The following is a 12,285-nucleotide window of genomic DNA, read 5'->3' as shown; positions in this document are numbered from 1 at the left end:
NNTCCCTTCTTTATTTAGTAAGATTTCAACTTAGAATTCTGTATCCTCTACTTGCACAGCTGTCTCAATTACTTTTCTCGCTAACTCTTCTTTATAATCAATAATATTATTGCCGATTGCTTCATTACTTGTACCTAGAATCTGAGCGGCCAATATACCCGCATTCTTAGCTGCATTCAAAGCCACTGTCGCTACAGGAATGCCATTGGGCATCTGAAGGATAGAAAGCACAGAGTCCCATCCGTCAATTGAATTCGAAGATTTGACAGGTACCCCTATGACCGGTAAATGTGTAATAGAAGCCACCATTCCTGGTAAGTGTGCAGCTCCGCCTGCACCAGCAATAATAACTTTCAAACCACGAACTGCAGCATTTTTAGCGTAATCAAACATCCGCTGAGGTGTACGGTGTGCTGAAACAATCGTTACTTCAAACTCTACACCGAGGACTTTCAGAACATCGATAGCATCCTGCATGACCGGAAGATCCGATTTACTTCCCATGATAATGCCAACTTGGGCCTTATTATTGACTGACATAGTATTTTTTAAGCTTTAACTTTTAATATTTCTTGTACTTTTCTCGCATTGGAAATGGCTTTCTCCCGATCGTCATTGATAATACAGACATGCCCCATTTTACGGAAAGGCTTCGTATATTTCTTGCCATAGAGATGGATATATACACCTTCCATAGCAAGTACCTCTTCAACACCCTCATATTTAGCCAACCCTTCATAGCCCGCTTCACCCAATAGATTAATCATAACTGTATTCGTCCTGCAGCGCGTATCCCCCAGTGGTAGATTAAATATGGCTCTTAAATGTTGTGCAAATTGCGACACATAATTACCCTCAATGGTCTGATGGCCACTATTGTGTGGACGCGGAGCCAATTCATTAACTAAAATATCGCCGTTTTTTGTTAGAAACATCTCTACAGCCAATATTCCGACAATTTGTAGATCGTCTGCGATCTTCTTTGCAATCATCTCCGCTCGCTGTTGTATTTCCACACCATACAAAGAAGGAGCGATCAAAAATTCAACCAAATTTGCTTGTGGATTGAATTCCATTTCCACCATTGGAAAGGTAGAAACTTCTCCTTTATCATTCCGGGCAACAATAACAGCAATTTCCTTTTCAAAATCTACCCATTCTTCAATTAAACTTGGCTCCTCAAAAGCATCTTGAATATCTTGCTGTGTGACAATCTTCTTTACCCCCTTGCCATCATATCCGTCCCGACGTAATTTTTGGATATAAGGCAGGTTCAATGGAGCATTCATCATATTATCCTTATTGGATATCAATTGAAATGTAGATGTCGGTATATCATTTTGTTTAAAAAATTGCTTTTGTAAACCTTTATCCTGAATTAGACGAATGATACGTGATTGCGGATAAACGATCACTCCTTCACCTTCCAGCTTTTCCAGCGCATCAACGTTTACCTTCTCAATCTCGATCGTAATCATGTCCAAATCCTTACCGAAATTATAGACCGTTTCAAAATCGCCCAATGATCCACATTCAAATCTATTGCACAACTTGCGACAAGGAGCATTCTTATCGGGATCCAATACATGAACGTTTACATTGTAATTAATGGCTTCCTGGATTAACATTCTTCCCAGTTGTCCACCGCCAAGAATACCTAATTGCAGTTCGCCATAAAAATCTTTTGCCATAATTGATTTAAATCTTATAAATTTTATCTTTTTAAGCTTTTTCTTTGAACAACTGTTCTCCAAGTAAGCTTTCTTTGTCTATTTTCTTTTGCAATTCAATAAAAGCTCCGATCAGCGCCTCGGGCCGAGGTGGGCACCCTTGAACATACACATCTACAGGAATGATTTTATCCACTCCTTTGACGACATGATACCCATGTTGCCAATACGGGCCACCGCAATTTGAACATGACCCCATCGAAATAACATATTTGGGATCAGGCATTTGCTCATACAATTTCTTAATGCGATCAGCCATCTTGAAGGTGACTGTCCCGGCGATAATGATCACATCGGATTGCCGAGGAGAAGGTCTTGGAAAGACGCCCATCCGATCCAAATCGTAGGTAGATGCCATTGCTCCCATCATTTCTATGGCACAACAGGCAATACCGAAACTCATCGGCCACATGGACGACAGCCTTGCCCAGTTGAGTAAATCATCTAATTTGGCAACAATAACACCATCATTTTGCAATTGACTATCTAGACTCATGCTTATTCAGGTTTTTTAAATCGCGGTTTAAAAGCTGGCTTAGGAACAGAGACGACTTCGTTTGCCGTTACTACTTCTCCAACTACTGTTTCATCTGCTACCACTACATAATCGCGCAGCTGATATGTTTTACTATTTAAGCTCGCATAGGCGCTATCTGGAATACATACGGGGACTTTCGGCGGCGATACTTGCGGTTTAACCCATTCCAAATCCCCCTTCTTCCATACAAACACCAATCCTAGGATTAAAACACCAATAAACATGGCCATTTCGATCATAGTAAACCACCCCCATCTTTCATCTGCTGCAATATATTCCGATTGTCCAAATACAGTAGCCCATGGAAAAATAAAGATAAGCTCTACATCAAAAAGTAAAAAAACGAGGGCAATAACATAAAAGCGCGGATTAAACTGAACCCAAGATGAACCAATTGGTTCCTCTCCACATTCGTAAGTACCGGATTTTATCGGATTATTCTTTTTGGGAGAGATTAGACGTGCCAGAAAAATGGTCGCACAGACTAACAGCGCCCCTATCAGAAGAATGATAAGGATTTTGCCGTATTCCGATAATTGCGCGGGGTCATCCATAATGATTACAAATTTAACAAATATTTCGTTCACTCGGGTGAGGAACTTGAAATTACAAATTATTTCTTTAAAAACCGTTTGTATCCTACAAAATAAACAGAAGTATACCACAACATCCGCCTAATGCGGCTCACAATGTAATCACACAATCGGATGAATGAACAGCGTAATCATCCAAAAATTAAGGCACAAAAAAATAGGGCACCGTATTGATACGATGCCCCATTATGATGTAACTATTCTCTAAAAAATTACATTTTTCCCGGCATTTTGGGCATATTACGCATCAATTTAGCGGCCATCGCTGGATTAGACATCTGCTTCATGACTTTACGCATATCACCAAATTGTTTCAATAATTTATTCACTTCATTAATATCAGTACCTGATCCTTTTGCAATACGTAAACGACGTTTTTGATCAATGACATCTGGATTTTCACGTTCGAAGGGAGTCATAGAATCGATAATTGCTTCAATGGGTCTGAATGCATTATCATCGACTTCAATATCCTTCATTGCTTTACCGACACCTGGGATCATTCCCATAAGGTCTTTCATATTACCCATTTTCTTAATCTGTTGAATTTGGGATTTAAAATCGTTGAAATCGAATTTATTCTTACGGATTTTCTTTTGAAGTTCTGCAGCCTGTTTCTCGTCAAATTGCTGTTGCGCCCGCTCTACTAAGGACACGACATCACCCATTCCCAAAATACGGGAAGCCATACGATCCGGGTGGAATACATCCAGCGCATCCATCTTTTCACCCGTACCAATAAACTTAATAGGCTTATTCACGACAGATTTGATAGATAATGCCGCACCACCACGTGTATCTCCATCTAACTTAGTCAGGACTACTCCTGTAAAGTCTAAACGGTCATTAAATGTTTTTGCTGTATTAACTGCATCCTGACCAGTCATTGAATCCACAACAAATAAGATCTCATCAGGCTTTGTAGCTTCCTTAACAGCAGTAATTTCTACCATTAAAGGCTCATCTATTGCCAAACGACCAGCTGTATCAATAATTACAACATTGTTTCCATTACGTTTAGCTTCCTCAACACCGGCCTTTGCAATAGCAATAGGATCGTTAGATTCACGATTCACAAAAACTGGTACCCCCACTTGCTCTGCAAGTACTTCCAATTGATCGATCGCAGCGGGACGGTAAACATCACCGGCAACCAACAATGGTTTTTTATTTTTTTTATCTTTAAGATACAACGCCAACTTACCTGAAAACGTTGTTTTACCAGCACCATTCAATCCCGCAATTAAAATAACTGTTGGATTTTTCCCAGTTTCAAGCTCCGTAACAGACCCGCCCATCAAAGCAGTCAACTCATCGTTCATGATCTTTGTCAACAATTGGCCCGGCGATATACTTGTCAGTACATTTTCACCTAAAGCTTTTTGTTTAACATCGTCGGTAAAAGTCTTGGCAGTTTTATAATTCACATCGGCGTCCAACAACGCTTTACGAATTTCTTTCATCGTTTCTGCAACGTTGATCTCGGTAATACTACCTTGTCCTTTTAATACTTTAAAGGCCCTATCTAACTTATCTTGAAGATTTGAAAACATAAAATCTGAATCTTATTCTATATAAACAGCAAAGTTAAAAAAATTGTCTATAGTAACCTCATTAACACGCCATAAAAAATGCGACTATAAAAAATAATCGCATTTATGTAAAAAAAGTACACTACCTCTATTTAATCACTTCTACGGCCACCAAATAAAATTGAGGCATAATACAAAAGTGTCACCAACGCACTTAATGCCGCTACCACATACGTCATCGCTGCCCATTTCAAAGCATCTTTTGCCCCCTCATGCTCTTCTCCGTTGTAAGTCACGCCAGCATGGTTTAACCATTCCAATGCACGGTTTGAAGCATCAAACTCTACAGGTAAGGTGATAAAAGAAAATATAGTCGTAATAGCCAATGCGCCTACACCGACCGCTAAAAGCCATGGATTACCACCTTTAGAAAAAGCAAACAACATAACACCAAGCATCAACACCCAAGATGTCAGCTTGGAGGCAGCATTTACCATGGGCACCATTGCCGAACGAAATCCCAGCCATTTATAAGCTTTAGCATGCTGTACAGCGTGACCACATTCGTGCGCCGCTACTGCTGCAGCTGCAACACTACGACCACTGTAAACTTCGGGACTTAAATTCACGGTTTTATCTGACGGATTATAGTGATCTCCCAAACGGTCTGGGATAGATAATACCTTTACATCATATATACCGTTATCATTTAACATTTTTTGCGCAATCTCAGCTCCTGACATCCCATTATTCAATGGCATCTCAGCGTATTTCTTAAATTTGTTTTTGAATCTTGTTTGGACAATCAGGCTCACCACCATTATCCCAATGAATAAAATCAAGTACATAGCTATTTAATCGTTTTTATAGTTATTATATGACTATCAAACCTTATTCCAGTTCTTGAAAAAAGGCATTTACATAAACTTCTAAGATAAAAAAACTCTTTGACCTGACAAAAAGAACATATTCTTCTGATCTCCACATGACATATTTACCTCATGACTTTAAATAAGTTACCATCATATTAGGTTTCAACTAACCTCCTCGCGTTCTAACAATACACAAGAAGCCGTTCTTACAGTATGCCTTTCGGAAATAGACTAAATCAATTGGCGGGTAAAATTATACAACGAATGCTTTTTAAAAAACTACTTTTGCAGGCTGGAACTATAGCCGTATAATTGAGCAGAGGATAGAAAAAGGGGATAATAACTAAGGGCGATTAACGCCCTTAGTTATTACAAATACCCCATTTGTAATGTAAGATCAGTACCTTCGATCATCTTACGTAAATTACTCAGTGCGTAACGCATTCTTCCCAAAGCTGTATTGATACTTACTTCGGTGATTTCTGCGATATCTTTAAAGCTCATATCACAAAAGTGCCGCATAATGAGCACTTCTTTTTGATCATCGGGAAGCTTTTGAATCATTTTCTTGAGGTCCACATCGACCTGTTTTTTTAGCATCTTTGACTCAGCACTCTCGTCGCTAAATTCGAGAACCTCAAAAATATCAAACCCATCAGTATTTACAATATTCGGAGCACGCTTTGCCTTTCTAAAAAAGTCAACAATCATATTATGTGCTATACGGATAGCCCAAGGTAAAAACTTCCCTTCCTCATTATATTTACCTGATTTTAGTGTGTTAATGATTTTAATGAAAGTTTCTTGAAAAATATCTTCAGCAAGATATTCATCTTTCACTTTCATATATATAGAGGTATAAATTTTCGATTTATATCGATTCAACAATGCCTCTAGGCCAGACTCTTGGCCACCGACATACATTTGGATCAACTCTTGATCGCTTTTACTTTTTAAAAGTCTCATACGTCACTTACTTTTTTAGCAGTTCGCAAATAAATTATCAGTTCTGTGTTAAAATGTAAATGTTTGTCGTATAACCTATCCTTTCTTATTGTAAAACAATTAATTAATCACGAATCAAATTACAGCAAAATAAATGAGTAATCAAATTATTACATTTTATTTTAAGACTTTTTAACATTTAAAAATAAGTTTCCTCTCCCCATTTCCAAAACGCCGCTCTTACGGCAATTCCTCCACCACAAAACAAACTAAAAATAGCAGTAGCACATAAGAAGGACAACACGGTGCCAGTGCGTTATATAATTGGTGCTTTGTAGGGAGCCAATAGGGACCTCATTCGGAATCCCTATAAGAACTGTTTAAAGTACGGCTCAGATAAGTATAAAATTCCTATGATAGGTTAAGTTGATAGGTACTTATATCGTAAACATGACATTGAGAATAGCTTTAGAAAAAGGAATAAAAATCGGAACCACCTTATCGGTAATTCCGCTTTTTTTATTCCTAGGGGAATGTCTTATTTATACAATGGGAATTCAGCCATCATTGCTCTTACTTTACCATGGATCAAATCCAGTTGGGCATCGTTAGATGCATTTTTCAATGCCTCATCGATCAATTCGCCGATCTGTATTATTTCATTTTCTTTAATACCACGTGTTGTAATGGCAGCTGTACCAAAACGTACCCCTGAAGTCACAAAAGGAGAACGTGTATCGAAAGGAACCATGTTTTTGTTTGTCGTGATACCTGCTTTGCCCAATACAGCCTCTGCTTCTTTACCAGAAATATCTTTGTTGCGAAGATCCACCAACATCAAGTGATTGTCTGTACCGCCAGAGATGATCTTGTAATCTCTTTCTACAAAGAATTGTGCCAATGCCGCTGCATTTTTCTTCACCTGAACGATATATTCCATATAATCATCAGATAAAGCCTCACCGTATGCGATTGCTTTCGCAGCAATGGTATGCTCCAAAGGACCACCTTGTGTACCTGGGAATACAGCCAGATCCAATAGTTGCGTAATTGTACGGATTTCACCTTTAGGTGTTTTGATACCCCAAGGATTCTCAAAATCTTTACCGACCATAATCATACCGCCACGTGGACCACGAAGCGTTTTGTGTGTCGTTGTCGTAACGATATGACAGTGTGGAAGTGGGTCGTTTAATAAACCACGCGCGATCAAACCAGCAGGGTGAGAAATATCAGCCATCACGATAGCTCCAATTTCGTCTGCAACTTTACGGATACGTGCATAGTCCCAATCACGAGAATACGCAGAAGCACCACAGATGATCATTTTAGGTTTTTCGCGAAGTGCTGTTTCTTCCAATTGCTCATAGTCGATTAAACCAGTATCTTCTTTTACACCATAAAATAATGGTTGATAGATCTTACCAGATAGGTTAGCTGGTGAACCATGTGTCAAGTGACCACCATGAGATAAATCAAGGCCTAAGATTTTGTCGCCAGGTTTGATGGTTGCCAAAAAAACAGCGGCATTTGCCTGTGCACCAGAGTGAGGTTGAACATTTACCCATTCTGCACCAAACAATTGCTTTGCGCGATCAATTGCGATGGTTTCAATCTCATCCACAACTTCACAACCTCCATAGTAACGTTTTCCTGGGAGGCCTTCTGCATATTTATTTGTCAACACTGAACCAGCAGCTTCCATCACTTGTTTTGAAACAAAGTTTTCTGAAGCAATTAATTCAATACCTTCTTCTTGGCGTTTAAGCTCATCAGCTATTAAATTAAAAATGGCTTGATCTCTTTCCATTGTTTTTAAATGTTGTAAAGTAAATTTTGTAGTTTATTTTAATGCCTCAAAGATAGCATATTCCATAAAGAATATCGACAAAAAGCCATATTTTATTAAATGTTCTTAGCGAAATCAACTTATTTATGCAAATTACCTAATTAGGCAAGGAACATTATACGGCACGATGGGCTAAATATGCACACGAAAAACTGAATGTTTCGAAAATGTCAAAAAATCCATATCAAGCGATTTGCCACTAAAAAAGTGTATTTTTGTATTGGATTGGCTAAAAAAATTATTATAATGAGTACAGAACATACAGCAGTTGCTCCTGTTTCGTTGACAGAAGGGGCAATCAAGGAACTGAATAAATTAAAGGATCAACAAGAAATCTCTGATGATTTTGGTTTACGCGTAGGTGTCGAAGGTGGCGGTTGTTCGGGAATGAGTTATATCTTGGGCTTTGATCAAAAAAAGGATGGTGATAACGAATACGAAATCCAAGGAATTCGCATCTTTATGAACAAAGCACATGGCTTATATCTTGCAGGTATGGAAATCGACTTTAAATCAGGGCTCGATGCACGGGGCTTCACATTCAATAATCCGAATGCAACCAGCACTTGCGGATGCGGAAGCAGCTTCTCTGCATAACAGCATTTATTGACGAATGCAACAACAAAGGGACTGCCATGGGTAGTCCCTTTGTTGTTGCAGCTGTCGCCATCCTGTTTGCCATTTGACAGACGTTAGATGCTATAAAGTTCTCTGCAACTTAATGATATTACCACTACAAAGCCCTCTTTCATTTTCCATCATAAATCACTAAATTAGCGACCTTTAGAAAAGAAGCATACAACAGTCTGATGTACAAAGAATATAAGCAGTTAAATTTACCCGAGATAGGTAAAGAGATTTTGACCCGTTGGGAACAGGAAAAAATATTCGAAAAAAGTATCAATAACCGTCCTGAGAGCAAGACCTATACATTTTTTGAAGGTCCACCTTCTGCAAATGGAATGCCAGGGATTCACCACGTGATGGCCCGTACGATTAAGGATATTTTCTGCCGTTACAAGACTTTGAAAGGCTACCAAGTGAAACGAAAAGGCGGCTGGGACACCCATGGCCTGCCCATTGAACTTGCGGTCGAAAAAGCTCTTGGTATCACTAAAGAGGATATCGGTAAAAAAATCACCGTAAAACAATATAATGATGCCTGCCGTAAGGAAGTAATGAAATATACCGATGTATGGAATGACCTAACTACCAAAATGGGCTATTGGGTTGACCTTGAACATCCTTATATTACTTACAAAAATGAGTATATCGAAACCTTATGGTATTTATTGAAAGAGCTTTACAAGAAAGGTCTTTTGTATAAAGGTTACACGATACAGCCATATTCCCCTGCCGCAGGTACTGGATTGAGTTCACATGAACTTAACCAACCAGGCACCTATAAAGATGTGAAGGATACGACCATCGTTGCCGAATTTAGACTGATCAAAAGTCAGCTTCATCCAGCGATAGAAAAGTTAGTTGACGATGAAGCCGAAGATGTCGCTTTTATCGCCTGGACGACCACACCATGGACTTTACCATCCAACACGGCTTTGGTTGTAGGCAAGAAAATAAACTATGTTAAGGTTAAAACTTTCAATAAATATACCGGCGCTCCTGTATCTGTTATATTGGCGAAAGATTTAATCGGTAAGCATTTTAAAGCAGAAGGAGAAAATGCATCCTTCCAGGACTATAAATTGGGCGACAAAGTAATTCCTTGGGAACTTGCCGCTGAATTTGTAGGTGAAGAGCTTGTAGGCCTGCGCTATGAGCAATTGTTGCCTTATATCACCAACGAGGACTTACAAGAAAATGCCTTCCGCGTTATCCCAGGTGATTTTGTCACCACCGAAGATGGTACTGGTATTGTCCACGCTGCTCCTACTTATGGTGCGGACGACTTTCGTGTAGCGAAAGAACATGGTGTACCGGGCATCTTGGTAAAAGATGAAAATGGAAAAGAAGTTCCTACCGTTGACCGTACGGGCCGTTTTGTAAGTGAAATTACAGATTTTGCCGGAAGATTTGTTAAAGAGGAATATTATAGTCCAGAGGAACGTTCAAAAGAAGATTTTAAACCAACGGATGTATTGATCTCTATCAAATTAAAAGAGGACAATAAAGCCTTCGATGTTAAAAAATATGAGCACACCTATCCACACTGTTGGCGTACAGACAAACCCGTTCTATACTATCCATTAGATAGCTGGTTTATTCGCACAACCGCAGTGAAGGAAGATTTGGTTGCATTAAATAAGACCATCAACTGGAAACCTGAAGCAACTGGTACAGGACGTTTTGGTAACTGGCTGGAAAACCTGGTAGACTGGAACCTCTCACGCTCGCGTTACTGGGGAACTCCACTTCCTATCTGGCGTTCAGAAGACGAAAATGAAGAGGTCTGTATAGGCTCCTTACCTGAATTAAAATCCTTATTGGAAGTTTCTTTGACCTCAGCTATTTTGTCTGATGAAGAAAAAGCAAAAAACAAAGCTTACTTGGATAAGTTTGGCACAGAACAATTGGATTTACATCGTCCCTATGTGGATGACATCGTTCTTGTTTCCGACGCTGGCCAAAAGTTGTTCCGTGAACCTGACTTAATCGACGTCTGGTTTGATTCGGGAGCAATGCCTTATGCACAATGGGGATTGGATCACGAAAAATTAGCTAAAGGGGAAGAGTTTCCTTTTAAAGCTGGATTTGATCATGCCTACCCTGCAGACTTTATTGCTGAAGGAGTTGATCAAACACGGGGTTGGTTCTTTACCTTGCATGCGATTTCAACGATGATGTACAAATCGGTTTCGTTCAAAAATGTAGTTTCCAACGGCTTGGTATTGGATAAAAATGGTAACAAGATGTCCAAACGCTTAGGCAACGGTGTTGATCCATTCTCGACAATCGATCAATACAGTGCAGACGCGACTCGCTGGTATATGATCAGTAATGCCGCGCCTTGGGACAATCTTAAATTCAATATGGAAGGCTTAGATGAAGTCCGTCGTAAATTCTTTGGTACTTTATATAATACCTACGCCTTTTTTGCATTGTATGCCAATATCGATAAGTTCTCGTATTCAGAACCAGATATTGCTTTGGAAAAACGTCCTGAAATTGACCGTTGGATTATCTCCTTATTAAATTCCTTGACAAAACAAGTAGACGAATACTTGGCTGATTACGAGCCTACAAAAGCCGCACGAGCTATCCAAAACTTTGTTGATGAACATCTCAGCAACTGGTATGTTCGGCTTTGCCGTCGTCGCTTCTGGAAGGGCGATTACTCAGAAGATAAAATTTCTGCTTATCAAACACTTTATACCTGTCTTAATACGATAGCGAAATTGATGTCGCCAATATCGCCATTTTTTTCGGATCGGTTATTCTTGGATTTGAATGCAGCCACGAACAAGGAGCAGGTTGAGTCTGTGCACTTAGCCAATTTCCCAGTATACAACGAGATTTTGGTCGATAAAGAATTGGAAGAACGTATGTCTTTAGCACAAGACATCTCCTCTTTGACACTTTCGCTGCGTAAGAAGACCTCCATCAATGTACGTCAACCATTAAATAAAATTTTGGTTCCGGTACTTGATAGTGCTTTCCAAGAGAAGGTAGAAAAAGTGAAAGATCTAATACTTTCTGAGACCAATATTAAAGATATCGAGTTCATAACAGATACTACTGGTATTATCAAGAAAAAAATAAAACCAAATTTCAAAGCTCTTGGCTCGAAAGTTGGTAAGGATATGAAGTTAGTTTCTTCGTCTATCCAATCGTTGACTATAGATCAAATTAGCACGTTGGAATCAACAGGCGAATTAGCCCTAACAGGTACGCCATATACGATTCTACTGAGCGATGTAGAAATTATAGCTGAAGACGTTGAGGGATGGCAGGTAGCAAATTTAGGCAAATTGACCGTAGCATTAGATATATATATTACTGAAGAATTGAAAAAAGAAGGTCTATCAAGAGAACTGATTAACCGTCTACAAAATCTAAGGAAAGAAAAGGGATTGGAAGTAACGGATAGAATTAACGTAAAGTTAACAGCTGCTACTGAAGTGATCAATGCTGCCAACGAAAATTTATCGTATATTTGCACCGAAATTCTGGCCGATTCATTGGTATTTGAAGATTCACTAACTGAAGGAGAGACCATCGAGATCGATGGCAAAGAACTTAAGGCATTAATCCAAAAAAATTAAATT

The 12,285-nt window shown here is 39.1% G+C and carries 10 protein-coding genes; 2 read left to right on the top strand and 8 right to left on the bottom strand.

The genetic code is table 11. The annotated features are described in order from the left end of the window. Positions 1–30: 30 nt before the first annotated feature. The 8 genes from purE to glyA all read right to left on the bottom strand — a co-directional run bounded on the left by purE (position 31) and on the right by glyA (position 8,020). Complete coding sequence (purE, locus tag B2W36_RS00485; RefSeq protein ID WP_293879625.1) at positions 31–540, bottom strand: 5-(carboxyamino)imidazole ribonucleotide mutase; 510 nt, start codon at positions 538–540, stop codon at positions 31–33. A gap of 8 nt (positions 541–548) precedes the next feature. Then, positions 549–1,691 carry a 5-(carboxyamino)imidazole ribonucleotide synthase gene (locus B2W36_RS00480; RefSeq protein ID WP_209578564.1) on the bottom strand — a complete coding sequence of 381 codons (1,143 nt, stop codon included), beginning with the start codon at positions 1,689–1,691 and terminating at the stop codon, positions 549–551. Positions 1,692–1,722: 31 nt separating this feature from the next. Further along, positions 1,723–2,226 (bottom strand): NADH-quinone oxidoreductase subunit B, encoded by a 504-nt coding sequence (locus B2W36_RS00475; protein ID WP_209578565.1) that lies wholly within the window; start codon positions 2,224–2,226, stop codon positions 1,723–1,725. A gap of 2 nt (positions 2,227–2,228) precedes the next feature. Further along, positions 2,229–2,822 carry an NADH-quinone oxidoreductase subunit A gene (locus B2W36_RS00470; RefSeq protein ID WP_293879624.1) on the bottom strand — a complete coding sequence of 198 codons (594 nt, stop codon included), beginning with the start codon at positions 2,820–2,822 and terminating at the stop codon, positions 2,229–2,231. Positions 2,823–3,073: 251 nt separating this feature from the next. Then, positions 3,074–4,414: a signal recognition particle protein gene (gene ffh, locus B2W36_RS00465; protein ID WP_293879623.1), complete on the bottom strand. Its 1,341-nt coding sequence runs from the start codon at positions 4,412–4,414 to the stop codon at positions 3,074–3,076. A 131-nt stretch (positions 4,415–4,545) separates the two neighbouring features. Next, positions 4,546–5,241 carry a zinc metallopeptidase gene (locus B2W36_RS00460; protein WP_209578567.1) on the bottom strand — a complete coding sequence of 232 codons (696 nt, stop codon included), beginning with the start codon at positions 5,239–5,241 and terminating at the stop codon, positions 4,546–4,548. A 393-nt stretch (positions 5,242–5,634) separates the two neighbouring features. Beyond that, a complete protein-coding gene (locus B2W36_RS00455) occupies positions 5,635–6,231 on the bottom strand; it encodes an RNA polymerase sigma factor (protein ID WP_293879622.1) in 597 nt (198 codons plus the stop codon). 517 nt (positions 6,232–6,748) lie between these two features. Then, complete coding sequence (gene glyA, locus B2W36_RS00450) at positions 6,749–8,020, bottom strand: serine hydroxymethyltransferase (RefSeq protein WP_209578569.1); 1,272 nt, start codon at positions 8,018–8,020, stop codon at positions 6,749–6,751. Between the two features lie 285 nt (positions 8,021–8,305). Here glyA and B2W36_RS00445 point away from each other — a divergent pair, with 285 nt between their 5' ends. Together B2W36_RS00445 and ileS are read left to right on the top strand one after the other, a co-directional pair. Continuing rightward, complete coding sequence (locus tag B2W36_RS00445; RefSeq protein ID WP_046674047.1) at positions 8,306–8,656, top strand: HesB/IscA family protein; 351 nt, start codon at positions 8,306–8,308, stop codon at positions 8,654–8,656. 212 nt (positions 8,657–8,868) lie between these two features. Then, positions 8,869–12,282 carry an isoleucine--tRNA ligase gene (gene ileS, locus B2W36_RS00440; protein WP_293879621.1) on the top strand — a complete coding sequence of 1,138 codons (3,414 nt, stop codon included), beginning with the start codon at positions 8,869–8,871 and terminating at the stop codon, positions 12,280–12,282. Positions 12,283–12,285: the final 3 nt, after the last annotated feature.

The sequence above is a fragment of the Sphingobacterium sp. UBA3549 genome (assembly GCF_002376635.1).
Taxonomy (GTDB): Bacteria; Bacteroidota; Bacteroidia; order Sphingobacteriales; family Sphingobacteriaceae; genus Sphingobacterium.
This window is presented reverse-complemented; position numbering and strand designations above follow the sequence as displayed.